Source organism: Acetilactobacillus jinshanensis (genome assembly GCF_004359375.1).
GTDB classification, from domain to species: Bacteria; Bacillota; Bacilli; order Lactobacillales; family Lactobacillaceae; genus Acetilactobacillus; species Acetilactobacillus jinshanensis.
The window spans coordinates 1,270,155-1,288,164 of record NZ_CP034726.1 but is presented as its reverse complement, the minus strand read 5'-3'; the positions used below and the strand labels follow the sequence as shown (position 1 = coordinate 1,288,164).

General features: G+C 37.7%; 16 protein-coding genes and 1 tRNA gene. 11 read left to right on the top strand and 6 right to left on the bottom strand.

From position 1 onward, the window contains the following. The first annotated feature begins 3 nt into the window (after positions 1 to 3). The 5 genes from ELX58_RS06090 to ELX58_RS06070 all read left to right on the top strand — a co-directional run bounded on the left by ELX58_RS06090 (position 4) and on the right by ELX58_RS06070 (position 5,677). The gene (locus ELX58_RS06090) at positions 4 to 1,257 is read left to right on the top strand and encodes a carboxylate--amine ligase (protein ID WP_133442261.1); all 1,254 of its coding nucleotides are present in this window, start codon (positions 4 to 6) and stop codon (positions 1,255 to 1,257) included. 7 nt (positions 1,258 to 1,264) lie between these two features. Further along, positions 1,265 to 1,978 carry an aspartate/glutamate racemase family protein gene (locus tag ELX58_RS06085; RefSeq protein ID WP_133442260.1) on the top strand — a complete coding sequence of 238 codons (714 nt, stop codon included), beginning with the start codon at positions 1,265 to 1,267 and terminating at the stop codon, positions 1,976 to 1,978. A 445-nt stretch (positions 1,979 to 2,423) separates the two neighbouring features. Next, a complete protein-coding gene (locus tag ELX58_RS06080) occupies positions 2,424 to 3,584 on the top strand; it encodes an aminotransferase class I/II-fold pyridoxal phosphate-dependent enzyme (RefSeq protein ID WP_236747663.1) in 1,161 nt (386 codons plus the stop codon). 129 nt (positions 3,585 to 3,713) lie between these two features. Next, positions 3,714 to 4,883, top strand: coding sequence for an aminotransferase class I/II-fold pyridoxal phosphate-dependent enzyme (locus ELX58_RS06075; RefSeq protein ID WP_133442259.1), 1,170 nt, complete (start codon positions 3,714 to 3,716; stop codon positions 4,881 to 4,883). Between the two features lie 59 nt (positions 4,884 to 4,942). After that, positions 4,943 to 5,677: a hypothetical protein gene (locus tag ELX58_RS06070; protein ID WP_133442258.1), complete on the top strand. Its 735-nt coding sequence runs from the start codon at positions 4,943 to 4,945 to the stop codon at positions 5,675 to 5,677. Between the two features lie 81 nt (positions 5,678 to 5,758). Here the strand turns inward: ELX58_RS06070 and ELX58_RS06065 are convergent, their stop codons facing one another. Further along, complete coding sequence (locus ELX58_RS06065) at positions 5,759 to 6,307, bottom strand: hypothetical protein (protein WP_133442257.1); 549 nt, start codon at positions 6,305 to 6,307, stop codon at positions 5,759 to 5,761. Positions 6,308 to 6,475: 168 nt separating this feature from the next. Between ELX58_RS06065 and ELX58_RS06060 the strand changes: the two genes are divergently transcribed. Further along, complete coding sequence (locus ELX58_RS06060) at positions 6,476 to 7,411, top strand: DMT family transporter (protein WP_133442256.1); 936 nt, start codon at positions 6,476 to 6,478, stop codon at positions 7,409 to 7,411. A gap of 110 nt (positions 7,412 to 7,521) precedes the next feature. Here ELX58_RS06060 and ELX58_RS07960 read toward each other — a convergent pair whose 3' ends face one another. The 5 genes from ELX58_RS07960 to ELX58_RS06045 form a co-directional block, all read right to left on the bottom strand. Continuing rightward, a complete protein-coding gene (locus ELX58_RS07960) occupies positions 7,522 to 7,683 on the bottom strand; it encodes a hypothetical protein (RefSeq protein WP_162614669.1) in 162 nt (53 codons plus the stop codon). A 96-nt stretch (positions 7,684 to 7,779) separates the two neighbouring features. Continuing rightward, on the bottom strand, positions 7,780 to 7,917 hold the full coding sequence (locus tag ELX58_RS07955; protein ID WP_162614668.1) for a hypothetical protein: 138 nt from the start codon (positions 7,915 to 7,917) through the stop codon (positions 7,780 to 7,782). A gap of 471 nt (positions 7,918 to 8,388) precedes the next feature. Beyond that, positions 8,389 to 8,769, bottom strand: coding sequence for a hypothetical protein (locus ELX58_RS06055; protein ID WP_133442255.1), 381 nt, complete (start codon positions 8,767 to 8,769; stop codon positions 8,389 to 8,391). Between the two features lie 2 nt (positions 8,770 to 8,771). Beyond that, entirely contained in the window at positions 8,772 to 9,278 is a 507-nt protein-coding gene (locus tag ELX58_RS06050) for a class Ib ribonucleoside-diphosphate reductase assembly flavoprotein NrdI (RefSeq protein ID WP_133442254.1), read from the bottom strand. Positions 9,279 to 9,468: 190 nt separating this feature from the next. Further along, positions 9,469 to 9,822: a DUF1516 family protein gene (locus tag ELX58_RS06045; RefSeq protein WP_162614667.1), complete on the bottom strand. Its 354-nt coding sequence runs from the start codon at positions 9,820 to 9,822 to the stop codon at positions 9,469 to 9,471. Between the two features lie 98 nt (positions 9,823 to 9,920). Between ELX58_RS06045 and ELX58_RS06040 the strand changes: the two genes are divergently transcribed. The 5 genes from ELX58_RS06040 to ELX58_RS06020 all read left to right on the top strand — a co-directional run bounded on the left by ELX58_RS06040 (position 9,921) and on the right by ELX58_RS06020 (position 17,981). Beyond that, positions 9,921 to 9,991, top strand: a tRNA-Gly gene (locus tag ELX58_RS06040). 233 nt (positions 9,992 to 10,224) lie between these two features. Next, positions 10,225 to 11,910: an arginine--tRNA ligase gene (argS, locus tag ELX58_RS06035; protein ID WP_133442252.1), complete on the top strand. Its 1,686-nt coding sequence runs from the start codon at positions 10,225 to 10,227 to the stop codon at positions 11,908 to 11,910. A gap of 153 nt (positions 11,911 to 12,063) precedes the next feature. Then, positions 12,064 to 14,190, top strand: coding sequence for a transglycosylase domain-containing protein (locus tag ELX58_RS06030; RefSeq protein ID WP_133442251.1), 2,127 nt, complete (start codon positions 12,064 to 12,066; stop codon positions 14,188 to 14,190). 10 nt (positions 14,191 to 14,200) lie between these two features. Further along, positions 14,201 to 15,415, top strand: a complete 1,215-nt coding sequence (locus ELX58_RS06025; RefSeq protein WP_133442250.1) for a metallophosphoesterase family protein — start codon at positions 14,201 to 14,203, stop codon at positions 15,413 to 15,415. Then, complete coding sequence (locus tag ELX58_RS06020; RefSeq protein WP_133442249.1) at positions 15,405 to 17,981, top strand: ATP-binding protein; 2,577 nt, start codon at positions 15,405 to 15,407, stop codon at positions 17,979 to 17,981. The genes ELX58_RS06025 and ELX58_RS06020 overlap by 11 nt, the downstream gene beginning before the upstream one ends. The last annotated feature ends 29 nt before the right edge of the window (positions 17,982 to 18,010 follow it).

Sequence of the window (18,010 nt, the reverse complement as noted above, 5' to 3'; positions counted from 1 at the left end):
AAAATGAATAAGCAACCAAAATTTACCGTCATTCTATTAGGTAGTGATTTCAATGTCTATGGAATGGCTAGATCTTTATACAGTAAATATGGTCAACCCATTAAAGCTTATGCCCAGCGTCAATTTTCACCAACCCGCTTTACTAAGATCGTTAATTTAACCACGATTCCTGGCTTTGCTAGCGATCCGGTTTGGATTCAGACGATGCGGAAATTAAAGAAAAAGTACGCTTCGCATAAAGAACCCGTTATTTTAATCGGGTGCAGTGATGGTTACGCTGAATTAATTTCCAAACATAAGGACGAATTAAGCGACGTTTTTGATTGTCCTTACGTTGATTATAAGGAAATTAAACAGTTAAATGATAAGGAAAACTTCTACCACGTTTGTGATAAGTATCATCTTCCTTACCCTAAGACTCAGATCATCACCCGTAAGATGTATGATGACAAGTCACCAATCAAGCAACCATTTGGTTACCCTGTTGAATTAAAACCCGCCAACAGTGTTGAATGGCTTAAGATTCAATTTAAGGGCCGTCGTAAGACCTTCACCATTAAGAGTGAAAAGGAATTCAGACACATCGTTTATGAAATCTATAGTCATGGCTATCAGTCTGACCTGATCTTACAGGACTTTATTCCTGGTGACGACAGTAACATGCGTGTCTTGAACGCCTATGTTGATAAGTATCATAAGGTTCGCATGATGTGCTTAGGTCATCCGTTATTAGAAGACTGTACGCCATCTCAGATTGGTAATTATGTTGCCATTTTGCCTGAATACAATAAGAAAATTTATGATACCGTCAAAAAGTTCTTGGAAGCCATCAAATTTGTTGGTTACGCTAACTTCGATATTAAGTTCGATCGTCGTGACGACTCGTTTAAAGTCTTTGAAATTAACTTACGTCAGGGACGCAGTAGCTTCTACGTTTCCTTAAATGGTTACAACTTAGCTGACTGGGCTGTTCAGGATTATGCCTTTGATAGCTTAAAGGGTAAGCCTTGCGTTTATGCTAACAAAGATCCAAAGAAATACATGCTTTGGTTAGGTGTTGGTAAGAACGTCTTCAAGCATTACACCAAAGATAGTCCTGATAAACGGACCGCAATGAAGTTGATTAAAGAGGGTCGTTACGGTCGAACGTTCTGGTACCGTAAAGACCGTAATTTCCATCGTTGGTTATTACTTAAATGGATCGATCATAATTACACCAAGAATTTTGAAAAGTACTTTGCATTAACGAAAGAATAATTAATCAATGAAGCGATTTTTTACAATTTTGGGTGGAATGGGTACTGAAGCCACCGAGAGTTATATTCATCTCTTAAATTTAAGAACGCCTGCTCATTCCGATCAAGATTATTTAAATTACATCTTGGTTAACCACGCCACGATTCCGGACCGGACGAGTTACATCATGGATCACAGTAAACCAAATCCATTACCGGCATTGTTAGATGACGTTCGCCAGCAGAATCTGTTGCATCCGGAATTCTATGCATTGCCGTGTAATACCGCGCACTACTTCTATAAACAGATCAGTGATGCTGCTAACGCACCGGTTTTGCATATGCCGAAAGAAGCCGTTGCTGAAATTAGTAAACGGTATCCGAACGCCAAACGAGTTGGTTTAATTGCCACTCAAGGAACGTTAGCTGATCATATCTATGATGCTGACATCAAGAATCATGGCTATCAGTTGGTGTTACCTGATAAACACGTTGAAGCTGAAACGATGCATCTGATTTATCACGATGTCAAGGCTAATAACGATGCTGATCCAAAGTTGTATCACCATATCTTGGCTGAAATGGTTAACCAATTTCATTGTGACGTTATTATTCTGGGTTGTACCGAATTATCGTTAGCTCAGGAACGAGCTGGCAATCATCGGTATCCGGTAATTGATGCCCAGGCCGTTCTGGTTGATCATTCAATTCAATTGGCCGAAAAGGATCAGAAGAATAAGTAATTAATAAAACGTTTAAAGTCAGGTGATTTAAAATTACTTGACTTTTTGTTTACATTTCTTTAGCAATCAAATCAATTTATGATACACTATTCAATGGTTAGCCATGTTCCGATGGATGAGACGAATAGTGCCTCTTTGGGATGTCTCCGACAAAATGGATCTGAAGGTAGCAGTTGTCCGTTGCACTTGAACCTTGCATGAGAAGAGCGTTGGGACAAAAACCTAAGTGGACATAGAAACCACCGACAACTAATGCTCTAGAACCTGATGGCCACAGGCTGGCTCTTAGTATCAGGAGCCGTGGCAACAATAAAGAATACGTGTTCAACGCAAAAAAAGGTGTTATTCGAGTGGAACTCGGGTAGCACTTTTTTGGTACCATCATGCGCTATAATAAAATCAAGTTGTATTGTTAACGTCAAAAGTTAAGAAAGCTTGATTAAGTTTGGATTTATCTAAGGACATGAATAATATTGTAATGGCACCTTGGACTGGCCTTTACAGTTTTAATTTTAAGATTGCTAAAATTCCAGATTTAATTAATTTAATGTTGGGTGAACCAGGATTTAACACCCCGATGCACGTTAAAGAAGCGGCCGTAAAATCAATTTGGGATAACCATAGCCATTACACGGACCCTCGAGGCCTTTTAAGTTTAAGAACTAACGCTAGCCAATATCTTAAGCGTAAGTATCATTTAAATTATGATCCGAAGACGCAAATGATTGTCACGACGGGCGTTAGTGAGGGCCTTAACTCAACGTTGACCGCCATTTTGAATCCTGGAGACGAAGTGATCGTTCCTACACCTGGTTATCCGTTTTACATTCCGAATATTTTATTGCACGGTGCTAAACCGATTTACATTGATACATCTAAAGATGGCTTTTATATTAAGCCTGATCGGTTAAATCAAATTCTAAAAAGTCACCCCAAGGTAAAAGCACTAATTTTAAACTATCCGGATAACCCGACGGGGATTACTTATGATCAAGAGCAATTAGAAGATCTTGCTGAGGTTATTCAACGGTATCATGTCTTTTGCCTTTGTGATGAAATTTACAGTGAATTAACGTATGATCATCCGCATTATTCAATGGGTAATTTATTACCAGAACAGTCGATCGTTTTTAACGGTGTATCAAAGGCTTTCGCAATGACTGGTTGGCGGATTGGGATCGTTTGCGGTCCCGCTAAAGTTATCAATGGAATTAATAAAGTGCATTCGATCACCGTAACCGCACCAAACACCTTTGCTCAATATGCCGCAAGTGAAGCCTTTAAAAATGGTTATAAAGATGACGTTAAGACTCGTGATGCCTATAGGGTTCACCGAGATATTCTAAAACACGGTCTTGAATCTTTAGGCTTTGATTGTGCTAATCCACAGGGCGCTTTCTATATGTTCCCAAAGATTCCTGCTAAATACGGAGCCAACAGCATGAAATTTGCGTTGTCACTAGCTAGAAATGCACGTGTGGGTGTTGTCCCTGGTAGCATTTTTGGTCCTGATGGAGAAGGTCACGTCAGGATTACGTTTGCCGCAAGTCTCGAAAAGATTAATGAAGCTCTGAAACGGATTAAGTTATACGTTCAAAGCCACTGATAAATAGCCATTCATATAATGATAACTAGAAACATACTTTTAATCTATATCAATAATGTTCTATAATAATCATGCGATTGTGAAATTTATCCCATGATAATTGATGCAATTCTTAAGGAGATTGTTGGTATGGACATGTCAAATCAAATGAGTACGTTTGTTCAGAATATCAAACCAAACGAGATTTTAAGTTTTAATCAGAAAATTTCTGGGATTCCAAATTTAATCAAATTAACTTTAGGTGAACCTGATTTCAATACTCCTGACCACATTAAGCAGGCTGGTATTAAAGCGATTAAGGATAACGAAAGCCATTATACTAATCCGCGTGGTATTTTACCTTTACGTCAGGCCATTTCAAAGTTCTTAAAGGATAAGTATGGTTTACATTATAATCCGAAGAGTCAGATCGTTGTTACATCAGGAGTTACGGAATCAATTCGTGCCGTCTTCAGTGCGATCTTAAATCCTGGTGACGAAGTCATTATTCCAACTCCAATCTTTTCGATTTATACGCCAAACGTTATCTGTGATGGTGGTAAACCGGTAATCGTTAACGTATCGAATGATAACTATTTATTAACACCGCAACGATTAGAAGCCACTCTTAAAGCTCATCCTAAGACCAAAGCCTTAGTCTTGAACTTCCCTAATAACCCGGTTGGTAATACTTACACCAAGGCACAGCTTGAGGCATTGGCCAATGTTATTAAAAAGCACCACATCTTCTGTATATGTGATGAAATTTACAGTGAATTAACTTATAATCAACCGCATACTTCAATGGGAACCTTATTACCTGATCAAGCTATCGTTATGAACGGAGTATCCAAGACGTTTGCGATGACCGGCTGGCGAGTCGGCTTCGTTTGTGGACCTACGAATGTAATCACCGGTGTTAATAATTTACACGTCCTGGACGTTACCTCCGTAACCACCTGTGCACAATACGCTGCATTAGAAGCCTTTAAGAATGGTTACGATGACGGTCCAAAGATGCGTAAAGTTTACAAGAAACGTCGTGACATCTTACGTGCTGGTCTATCTAAAGCTGGTTTTACTAGTCCTGAACCAAGCGGTGCTTTCTATATCTTTGCCAAGATTCCAAGTCAGTTTACTCAGGACAGTTTTAAGTTTGCTTACCAGTTAGCTAAGGAAGCTCACGTTGGCACAATTCCAGGCAATGCTTTTGGACCTGGTGGCGACGGCCACATTCGAATTAGTTACGCCGCCAGTACAGATAACATCAAAGAAGCGGTTCGTCGAATTCAGAAATTTGTTAAAACCCACAAGGATTAAATGAAAAGTGACACGCTATCTTTAAAAGCATAAAATAGGGGATAGAAGGAAGTATAGGTATGGATAAGAATAAAGATATTGCTAAAAAGCTAACTAAAAAGGATAAAGAACGAAAATACAATATTAAGCAGAACCGTGAAAAACGGCTTCAAGTGGTTAAAGATCTAAAGTCCGTAATTAGTGATATCCACGAAATTCTTAAAATCTATAGTAAATTAAACGATGATTCCGGTAATTTAAGTCATCACGCCAAGAAGCAGCTTCGTAAACAGGCTCATGAAGAATTGACCATCACTGAAAAAGGCTTCGCGGATGCTGAACGTGATACCGATGATGTCTTGATTCGGAAGCGGATCAGTAATTTAGAATACAACATTCTTCAATACAAGCCGAACGAAGTCTTTGAAATCTTGGACGGCTTGATCAGTGATGCCCAGAGTGAAGCTGAAAGTAATCTGTTTATTCAGACTCAGTTCAACCCAACTGAAGAAGCATATAACAAGGATAACCTATTGATCTTTGTTGATACGAAGTGGACTCATCAGAAGCCGGAACACTTTTATAATGATGATGGTGTCAGTTATTATGCTTACTACAAGAAGGATAAGAACCACTACATCATTAAGTACGCAACGGCTCGTGAAATCATCAGTGATAAAAACTTCCTGTTCTCTGAACGTGAAAAAGAAATGATTGACAGTCGTTTACAATTAAACGGTTCCACGTTAAATACGCCGTCAATTAGTTTAGAAGAAGCCCAGGCTCGTTTTAACGAAAAGGTTAACTTCTATTAAATCAGAATTTAAATTGAACCATAATAAAAAGCAGATTAATTATTTGATAATTAATCTGCTTTTCTGTTTATTATAAATGGTTTAAACCGCCAATTTAATTCGTAAATTCCGGATGTGCTGAGCAAATTGCGAATTCAAATATAAATTCTCAAGTTTGAGCCGATTTTCAGCACCGATTTTATTGATGGGCAACTTACCGTGTCGAGATTTACTAATTAATTTCTGTGGAACACCGGTTTGATCTGAAATGTATTTAGTCCCGATCTTCGAATTAAAAAGAAGTTCAATCCGAAGATTGATTTCATTACTGTTTTGATACCATTTTTTGATTAGCATCCGAATGGTTCCAGCATCCTTAGCTTGGATAAATCTGTATTCATGACTACTGGGGTCATAGACACAAAGGTCATCTAAATATTTATTATTCTTAAGAGGTTTCTTTAGAATCTCCGTAATTTTTCGATAACTAAGGATTTGGACGTGGCCCCGACGATATAAATACGTATTAAAATTACCGTGAAAATTATTGATGAGGTTGACCAGAAAGCCATCACCGGTAATCCGTTGGATAGCTTCAGCTGTACAGTAGTTTTCAAGTAATTTTGTAACTTCCCTAGATACGCTATTCAATGCTTACACCTCTTCGGGTCCTAATTGTATCACGACTTAAGGCGTGGATCTTTAAAATGAAACACTGACTCTGTACAAGCCTTAATCAATGAGACTATTATGATTAATGTTATTAATTGATAATTAAATATTTTCAAGTTACAAACAATGGGTAGAAAGGAAAAAGCAATGAAAACAAAGGAAACAATGGTGACGAAGGGGATTATGTGGGCCTTTGCGTCTTCAGCAATGTTCGGGATCTCAACCACCGTTCTTCAATTCGTTTCGCAGGGTGAAGCGATTCCAGCGCCGTGGTTCTTGTCTGTAAGAACGTTATTCGCCGGACTGATTTTATTAGTAATTAGTGCTTTTATATATGGTAAACATATCTTTGATATCTTTAAGTCAGTTATGGGTGTGATTAGTTTAGTTGCTTACGCCATTTTTGGTTTAGGCGCTAATTTATTAACGTTTTATTTAAGTGTTCAAAATGGTAATTCCGCAATGTCAGCAATTCTGCAGTATTTAGCACCGCTTTTTGTTGTCATTGGGATGATCATCTTTCAGCATAAACGACCGTTATGGACGGATTTATTGGTCTTTATTATTGCCATGGTTGGTGTGACGTTCGCACTAACGAAAGGTGATTTCTCGGAATTATCAATTCCGATGGTTTCGTTGTTCTGGGGGATTGGCTCTGGTTTGACCCAAGCTTTGTACATTGTATTACCAAGACCATTGGTAAAAAGGCATTATCCACCGATGTTAATCCTAGGTTGGGGCGCTTTAATTGCTGGAGTACTGTTTAACATCAATCGTCCCGTCTGGGTTGGCGTTCCTAAGATTAATATGGCTTTAATTCTAAGCGTTGGCTGTATGATCTTGATTGGGACTGTAATTCCGTTTATTATCGTTCTGCATTCCACTAAGTTTGCTTCGTCCGAAGTTATTAGTTTAGTGGACGCTACTGAACCGATCGTTACTTTTATTTTAAGCATTATTTTCTTTAGTCTTCAGGTTAACGCGATTGAATTAATCGGGGCTGGGATGGTCATTGTGGCCATTGCAATTCTTCAGTTATCGCATGGCCATCTAGAGAAAAAGGCTGAGAAACTAAATAATTAATGTTCGATAATCCTGAAAATAAAGCCACGACATTTGTATGATGCCGTGGCTTTATTTTGCTTGATAATCGTTTTGAAAATTGAAATTGAATAATATTTTTAATTATGTATTTAGAGATTAATCATTAGGCAAATGAATGATACGAAGAGGCTAACTAAGACAATGAAAATAGCGAAGGAGAGAACTGAATAATCATCGTTATCGTTTTTGTCCATCCCGTTCCGGCGAACGTTGGCTTGGATTGCTAATTTCTGAAGCTGTTCTTTATTCATAACACTCATTTCCTTTCGTCATTAATATAGAGCTGGAAGTTACCAGAATTAATTGCATGCAAAAGTATGTTCTTTTATTCACAAGTGGAAATAAAATTAAAGGCCAGATTCTTTGATCATCTTATGGGATTTAAGCGCTTTAATGGAGTAAATGGAACCAAGTCCCTTAACGAATCCATAGCTAAGTGGTAATGTAACGGCAATAATAAGTGAAGCTAAGATACTTAACGTCATAAAAATTGTCCTTTCCAAACTTATAATTATCAATAATGACACGTCAAAATGAATTAGAACATTGTTCAAATATTCACAACTCATTTCACCTTTAAATGTAGTAGCTTTTTTATTAATAGTCAACATTTTTTGTCAAGAAAATAAATTAATTTTGGTTTTAAGGAACATTAATCTAATAAGGTTTATAAATGTGGAGTAAATTAATTTCTAATAAAATGAAATCGTTTAACTAGTAATATATAACTGCCGGCCGGCATGGTTACCCAATAGATTCATTTAATTTATTGACCCGCAATTCCTTTTTAACATACAAGTTGAGGATGCCAATTGGCACCATATTAATGTAACTTGTTTTCATCCCTTTGAAGCGTCCCGCCAATATTATTATGGCGGGATGTTTTTGTTACGCAAAAAGGCCTAGTTACATAACTTTATGTAACTAGGCCTTACGTTGATTTAAATTAATTTTGATTAATTAAATCTTTTAAGATCCTGATCAACGCTTGTGATTAATGACTTTAATGAATAGCTTGGCATGTGATAGTCACCGTAAACTAATTTAGTGGAATAAACTTGATCAGCCTTAACTTTTAAGGCTGCGGTTAGAAGTTCGCGAGCTTCTTTAATATATTCATCAGCACGTTCACCTTGCTTAGCAGTATCGATTAAACTGCTGGCGCGGGTTAAGAGATCAGTTTTAATTTGAACGCCAGAACGATATTGTCCCGTTGGGATGTGATCGGAACCGATATCATCTAATCGAGTTGCGACGTCCTTAATATCTTTGGCGTGTTCTGCAGTTTTTTTAATGTCTAATAATTCATTTTTAACAACGCTAGGTTCTACTTCCATGGTTAGATATCCTTTCCTTGCAGATCTTTACCGTATTTCTTTTCTAAAGCGGCTAATCGAGAATTAATCATTTTATACGGATGGAAAGTAACGTGATAATTAGTTTTACGATTCCAGATTTTGACCATCCGGTGATTAATGATGTTTTCTTCCTGAAGATTACCACGAATTTCATAGTCAGCGATCAACGGGATCCCATATTTATGATGATAATGGCGAGCCGTCCAGCAATAACAGTCGACTCCAAAATTACGGTTACCAGAGCCAATTAATCCTAGGCAATTTTTATAATTGTGATGATAACCTAATTCGTCATTCATCGTCAGGGTGTCCATTTCTTCGATATTCTCAGGAAGTGATGAATCATCGACACGGTGGTAAGCATCAAATTGAACACCACGGACGTAGGTCGGCACGAACACAAAATATTTGTGTGGGATTATGACCAAATCACTTTGATCAGTAATCTCATGCGGCTGGATATTGTTGAATAATTTAGCCATTTCCATGACGAAGTGCCTGGTGTTACCTTCAATGGAAATGTAGTAAACGGGGATCTTCGTAGAGATTTCCTTTCTGAAGTTCGAGTAAAAACGCTTGAAACACTTTTAATTATACAATATTCATGGCTTGTAAATAAAAAGCTTCGTCACATTAATTAACGTAACGAAGCTCATGATTATGATTAAAGCTTCATTTTTAATAAACCGAAGTTGGTAAAATCGACCAAGTTTGGAAGATCATGTAAATCAGTAAAACCGCGAAGACAACGTCAAGTGTGAATTTACCAAAATTACCGCTCTGCTTCTTTCTGAAGTCAGTTTCAACCAAGGCAGCACTTACCAAGCAAAGAATTCCGCTGATGCTAACAACGACCGGTCGAGATTTAAAGTAGTAAAAGGTGATCATAACTTGACTAATGATTAAGCAGATGTAAAAAATTCTGGAAAGAATTAAGCATTTGACTAATTTCTTGGATGAATGTCGATTTAAGCCGACCAAAGCAAAAATTAGAAGAAATAGCCAAAACAAAAAGTTAAGTGTAATCCACATGTTTTTTCCTTCTTTATTAAATTTAACGTCAATTAAATCTGAGACGTTTAAAATAGTCCTCTTATATGATAACATTTATAAATGTAGATATTAGTCATGCGGGCATAGTTCAGCGGTAAAATCTGGGCTTCCCAAGCCTAAGTCGCGGGTTCGATTCCCGTTGCCCGCTCTTGAAAATTAATTTTAATAATTATTTCAATGATAAAAGAGTAGTAGGTTCGAGTAGCTACTTAGCGAGTCTAGATTTGGTGAGAGCTAGATTAGTGAACGGATTGAACGTGCTTTTTAGAAAATAATTCCTTAAGTGGATACCGATCTATCAATAAGAGTGGTACCGCGGGTTATCTCGTCTCTTACAATTTATTTGTAAGAGATTTTTTACTATCTAGAGGAGGATAAAACGTGAATTATAAACAACAGATTGCTAAAGCAGTTTCTAACGCTTTAAATAATAAAGTTAGCGCTAAAGATATCTTATCTAAAATTGAATACCCAAAGACTGATAAAAATGGTGATTTATCATTCCCATGCTTCGTTTTAGCTAAGGTCTTTCATAAGAATCCAAAGGAAATTGCTGACAATTTAGTTAAGAAGATTGACCATACCGGCTTTGACAAAATTGAAGCCGTTGGCCCTTATTTAAACTTCTTCTTTGATCGCAAACAGTTTAGCGAAGACGTTTTAAATAACATCTTAAAAGATGGTTCCCATTATGGTGATAACAACATCGGTAAAGGTCGTAACGTTGTTATCGATATGTCTTCGCCTAACATTGCTAAACCGATTTCAATGGGTCATCTCCGTTCAACCGTAATTGGTAATTCAATTGCCCAGATCATGATGAAGAGTGGTTTTAAGACCATTAAGGATAATCACTTGGGTGATTGGGGCACCCAGTTCGGTAAGTTAATTACCGCCTACTTAAAGTGGGGTAATAAAGAAGCCGTTGAAAAGGACCCGATCAACAAGTTAGTTAAGTATTACGTTCATTTCCACCGCGTTGATAAACAGCATCCTGAATTGGATGATGAAGCCCGTGCCTGGTTCAAGAAGTTAGAATCAGGTAATAAAGAAGCCATGGACCTATGGAAATGGTTCCGTCACGTTTCCTTAATCTCATTCCATAAGACCTACGAAAAATTAGGTGTTAAGTTCGATACCCACCATGGTGAATCATTTTACCGTAACATGTTGCCAGGTGTCGTTAAGTTCCTTAAGCAAAAGGGCTTGCTTCATAAATCACAGGGTGCTCAAGTCGTTGATTTAAGTAAGTATCACTTAAACCCAGCCTTAATCTTAAAGAGTGATGGCGCAACACTTTACATCACCCGTGATATTGCTTGTGCTATCTGGCGTGATCGTAACTACCATCCGGCAATGAACATTTACGTCACCGGTGGTGAACAGATCTACTACTTCAAGCAGTTAAAAGCCGTTTTGAATGAAATGGGCTTACCAAAGAACGTTCATCACGTTCCGTTTGGCTTAATCACTGAAAACGGTAAGAAGTTATCTACACGTTCCGGACGCATTATTCTTTTGAATAAGGTCTTGGACGATGCCGTTCGTTTGGCTAAGAAGCAGATTCAAGAAAAGAACCCAACCTTACCTAATAAAGATGAAGTTGCTCGAGAAGTCGGTGTTGGTGCCATCATCTTCGGTGATCTTAAGAACAACCGAATGGACAGCATTAACTTCAACTTGAAGCAGCAGTTACAATTCGAAGGTGAAACTGGTCCTTACGTAATGTATTGCCGTGTTCGTGCCGAAAGTATCTTAAGAAAAGCCGGAAAAATCGACTTAAAGAATGCTGATAAGGATGTTAAGGATCCAGAAGCCTGGAACATCATTAAGTCGTTAAACGCATTCCCTAAGATCGTTCGTGAAGCTGGTAAAGAATTCGAACCATCTGACGTTGCCAAATACGCTTTACACTTATCCAAAGACTTTAACCAGTACTACGCTCATTCCCGAATCTTAAAGAAGGATCCACAATTGGGTGCTCGTCTATCATTAGTTAAGAGCGTTTCAATTGTATTGAAAGAATCGATGCGCTTATTAGGTGTTAAAGCACCAAACAGAATGTAAATTAGCTTTAATTAAAAAATTAGATTTAAGCGGTATTCCGTATATAACGGAGTACCGTTTTTATTTAGCTTAAAACGATTAACGAAATATAATATAATGTACTCAACTTATGGTTCTTAAGAATTCGGTTATAAAAGAGGATTATTTTGAATTATGAATCAAAACAATTTTGGTAAACAATCCAAAAAATCGGGATCTTTTTTCAAATATAGTGATCGAGTCTGGCAAGGTATTAAAGCCATTAATCATCGTTATCAAATTATTCGTTGGTTAATTCTGATATTTCTAACGTTATTTTTAATGATGAGTATCTACATGACGTATATCGCCAAGACGATGGACGTTAGTAATTTACATTCGTCTTTAAAACGACCGACCATTATTTATGATGATTCTGGTCATCAAGCAGGTCAATTTTCGGGGCAAAAAGGTAGTTACGTTGGCTTAAAGGAAATCTCACCAAATTTACCCAACGCTATTATTTCGACTGAAGACCGTAATTTTTATCACGAACATGGTTTCTCAGTCCGTGGTTATGGTCGTGCCGTTTTATTAATGATCAAAAATAAGCTGCTTCACCGTAACTACATCAGTGGTGGTGGTAGTACGCTAACTCAACAATTGGTTAAAAACACCTACCTAACCCAACAGCAAACCTTTAACCGAAAACTAAAGGAACTATTTATGTCGATTCAGGTTGCGAACGTTTATCCTAAAAACGACATTTTAACGATGTACATGAATAATGCTTACTTTGGTAACGGTGTCTATGGTGTTCAAGACGCTTCAGAAAGGTACTTTGGTCTACCGGCAAGTAAGTTACCGGTTCAGGATGCCGCAATCTTAGCCGGGATGTTGACTAATCCAGGTGCATTTAACCCGATTAATCATCCCAAATTGTCTAAGGAACGTCGGAATGTCGTCCTGTACCTGATGGCTGAAAATCATAAGATTAGCATGAGTAAGGCTCGTGCATTGGCAAAAACGCCGATTAACGTTAAAAATAATTATATTTACCGAAGTTATTATCAATATCCGTATTATTTTGACGCGGTTATTAATGAAGCCATTAACCGTTACGGAATTTCTGAATCGGATATTATGAATCATGGTTACCGAATTTACACGACTTTAAACCAGAAGCAGCAATCAGATTTACAAAATAATTTCAGAAATAAAAATAATTTTCCGCATAATGCCCGTGATGGTGCCAAGGTTCAAGCCGCATCAATTGCGATGAATCCACATACCGGTGGTGTTACAGCCGTTGTCGGTGGTCGTGGTAAACCCGTCTTCCGTGGCTATAATCGTGCTACTCAAATGACTAGACAACCTGGTTCAACCATGAAACCGTTAGCTGTTTATACACCAGCTCTGGAAAGTGGTTATCGTTACGATTCCAAATTGCTTAATAAACCGAAATCGTATGATCATGGTACGTATACACCAAAGAACTATAACAATGTCTACACGGGACACGTGCCAATGTATAAAGCATTAGCCCAAAGTATGAACGCACCGACCGTTTGGTTATTAAATCGAATTGGCGTTGATAAGGGCTTTAAATCAGCTGAGAAATTCGGGATTCCGTTAACTAATCGAGATAAGAACCTTGCTTTAGGCTTAGGCGGCTTATCCAAAGGTGTCTCGCCTCAGCAGATGGCCAGTGCATACACAGCGTTTGCTAATAAGGGGACCCGAACTTCGCCGCATTATATTCGTAAGATTGTTAATGCATCTGGTAAAGTGATCGTTAATAATACCGGTAGTACCACTCATAACGTGATGTCACCAGGAACGGCTAAACAGATGACCAGTATGATGCTAGGCGTCTTTGATGACGGTAGCGGTGTTGATGCTAAACCAAATGGTTATCAGGTTGCCGGCAAAACCGGTAGCACTCAAGCTGATAATACCGGTGATAGTGACGCCACCCGTGATAAATGGATCGTTGGCTACACACCAGACGTTGTCCTAGCTACTTGGGAAGGCTTTGATAAGACGGATCGTGCTCAGCATCTAGAAAACTTAAGTGGAACTGGAATTGGACCGTTATTTAAGACCGAAATGCAGGAAATCATTCCAACCACCAAGGAAACGTCGTTTAACGTTAAAGATGCCCAGACGATTGCCGATAAGAAGAATTCCAGTTCTTCAAATAATTTAGACGACTTTAAACAAAAAGCATCGAAAGTTACCGCTGATTTTGACCAGGGCTTTGATTCGGTTAAGAAGTCAACTCATCAGTTGTTTAATAAAGCTAAGCATTTCTTGGAATAGTGAGGAACTTATGAAATTTATTCATACCGCGGATTTACATTTAGATAGTCCGTTTGATAATTTACGAAACGATGGAACGCCGGATGCGGTCTGGAACTTAGTTTATCACTCAACTTATCAATCGTTTGCTAAGATTGTTCGATCCGCCATCGATCAGCAGGTTGACTTTGTTTTAATCGTTGGTGATCTATTTGATCGACAGGATCAGAATGTTCATGCCCAGAATTTTTTGAAGCATGAATTAAGCTTATTAGATCAGCACCAGATTCCGGTCTTACTGAGCTTTGGTAATCATGATTATTATTCTGGTGATTACCAGAAATTGAGTTACCCAGGGAATACCTACGTTTTTCCTAAACAGGTAACAACTAAATCGTTAAAATTACGTGACGGAACTATCGTGAACGTTACCGGGTTTAGTTATGGTAGTCGTTGGGAACAGCAACGCATAATTAATGATTTTCCGGTCAAACATGATTGTGATTATCAGATCGGGATGATTCACGGCCAAATTAGTAGTGGATCTTCTAATTACACGCCGTTTAGTCTTGATGAACTGCTTAGTAAACACTATGATTACTGGGCCTTGGGTCACATTCATAAGCGTCAGGTTCTTAATAAATGGCCACCAGTTGTTTATCCAGGTAATATTCAGGGTCGAACCCCGAATGAAACGGGCGATAAGGGTTATCTTCTAGTTGATAGCAATCATCAATTTCAACCTGAATTTCATGCTACGTCACTGATTAATTGGGTAACGTTACCGGTTCAAGTAACGACCGTTAAAGATGAAAATGAATTAGTTGATTTAATTTTAAGTACTGTCCAACAGCAGAAATATCAGAAATTCCATCTGGTGAATATCCAGTTGCAATTGACTAATGCTACTAATGTAAATTCTGATTTAATAACGTTGATTAACAATCAGAATTTATTGGATCAGTTGCAAGCCTTGTTACAGAATCATTATCAGGAGTGGAATGCTTGGGTATATAACGTCACTTTAAGTCAACATCATGATTCGAAGCTCCAGCTTAAATCGGATGTCTGGAAAAAGAGTGCTGATCAGGTCTTTCAGATTGGTAATGTTGATCAAATTGCTAAGAAATTATTCCAGCGTTCGTTTATTAATCAGCGGTTTAACAAGTCAAAAGCAATTAATCAGTTAAAACAGCACGTAACGCAATTAATACTTAATCATAGGGGTTCTCAAGATGATAATTAAGCAGGTCCACATCTTTAATTATGGTAAATGGCATGATATAACACTTCCACTTCGGAAGGGTTTAAACATTCTTTACGGACGAAATGAAGCCGGTAAAACAACGTTACTAAGCTTTATTCGTGGTGTTTTGTTTGGTTATGTAAATCGTCATTCTAGTCATAAAAATTATATCCCCAGTAAATCAAAGAATTATGGTGGTCAGTTAGAGATAATTGCGAATGACCAAACTTATATCGTTCAGCGCATGGCTGGGAAAAACGGTGGCCAAGTAACGATTTTAAATAATCATGGTGACCAATTAGATAAGTCACTCTTAAAGAAAATATTAGGGCCGTTTGATCGAAATACGTTTGATGCTTTGTATTATTTTGGAACCGTTGACTTGCGAAAGGTCGGTAAGCTAAAGCAACGTGATTTAATTTACCGGATCCAGAGAATTGGGTTAGCACACAGTAACGACTGGATTGATTATCGGGAAGCTTTAAATAAAGACGCTAAGAAAATATATACCCCACGTGGATATAAGCCACCGTTAAACCAGAAATTAAAGCGCTATGCTCGATTACTTGATCAAATTAAAACGGCTAAATCAGGTTACACAACGTATCAGGAATTACTTAAAGCCATTGACCGATATCATCGTGATCAACACGTAATTCAAGCTCAATTAGATCAACAAAACCAGCGTGTTAAGCAGGTTAACCAAGCTCAAAATACGTGGCTTCAGTATCAAAAAGTAAAGTCTTTACGACCGGTAATGAATCATAAGTTGTTGCCAGGTTTTACGGCTGACGATGCTGATCATTTACAGCAGTTATCTAAGCGGTTAATCAAGGCTCAAGAACACGTCAAATTGATTAATCAGCAAATTGATGAAGCTTCATCACAAGTGGCTAATGATGGGTCTACACGCTATTATGTTCAGCATCTAGATGAGATTAGAAAACTTGCGGATCAATTTAACGATGTTGAGCGTAAACTTCAGCAGGTTAAGTTATCACAAGAACACCTAGCTAATCTAAATGATCAGTTGAAAACGTTACGGTCTAAATATCTAGTTAATGATCATGTTTTAAGGCCAATGAGCCGGGATGATTATCAATCAGTTCAACACGTTGCCGATCAAATTCATCAGAATCAGACTAAGTTGCAAGTATTAAGCCAACGATTATTAATGCTTCAAAATCAATCTGGACCTCATAATTCTGGAAAAGATTATGTCACTTATGGAATTAGCGGTTTATTAATTTTAGTTGGTGCAATTTCATCGATTTGGTTGATTGCTATATTGGGCATTATTCTTGGTATAATTTGGTTTGCCTATCGTCTTCAAGCCATTAAACAAAATCATGCTAAACTCAATAGTATTCATAAAGATGTTCATGAGCACCAACAGGCGACTAATAAATTTAGCCGTCAAATTAACCAATACCAATCGAAATATCACTATCCAGATAGTTCGGTGGAAAAATGGATCGTGATTCAGGATGACCTGAAACGAATCGTTAAACTTACGTCTGAAAGACAAACGTTAAAACAACATATTACTCAACTTACGAATGATTTAAATAAGTACTTTAATGATTGGTCATTTATGAATCGTCAGTTAACACTTAGTTCTGATCGGTCTAGTGAGATCATGCAACTTAAAAATTACGTGGCAAAAATGCACCAAATTTTAACGTTGAATAAGCAGGCTGATCAGCAGCGACAAAAATATCAACAACAATTAGATGAAGCTGATGGTAAGCAAAGGACTGTTAAAGATAACCTTGATCAGTTTTATCAGGATCGACATGTGAAAGACGCTAACGAATTTACCCAGCAACAAAAAGCGCAGACTAAACTAAAGCAACAACAAGCTACTTATCGTGACTTGTCTAAACAGATTGGTAATAAAGAACTTGCAACTTTAAAGCATTATCAATCCTATGGTGAATTAAAGGCTTTAAAGACTCAAATTACCCAGGAAGCAAATACCTTGGAAGCTCGTTTACAGGATGTTACTAAAAAGTTAACTGCTGATCAAGTCAAATTAGATCATTTAATCCATAACGGTAGTTACGATGAACTTCAGCAACGTGCAGCCAACGCTCGAACCGAAATTAATACGTTAGTTGAACGTTGGCTGGATGAAGTCTTGGCTAGCCAGTGGATTAATGCCGCCTTAAATTTGGCAACCAAAGGACGAGTCCCTAAGATTGAACGACAGGCCCAAGCTAACTTTAAAACGTTGACCAATGGTCGTTACGTTTCAATTGTCTTTAATAAGACCCAAATTAAAGTTATGCGTAACGATAAACAACGGTTTACCCTTTATGAATTATCAAAGGGAACCGTTCAGCAGCTTTATTTAGCGTTGATCTTTGCCATGGCTCAGGTCTTTGGCACGGATTATCCAATGCCGATTATAGTTGATGACGGCTTTACTGATTTTGATGTAACCCGTCGTAAAGCGGCCGTTAATTTACTAAAACAACTTAGTGATAAATTACAGGTAATTTACTGTACATCTGACGAAAACTTTTCTAGTGGTCAAGATGTGATGGATCTAAATCAGCTTTAGGAAATATTAGCATAACAAAAAGGGCGTCA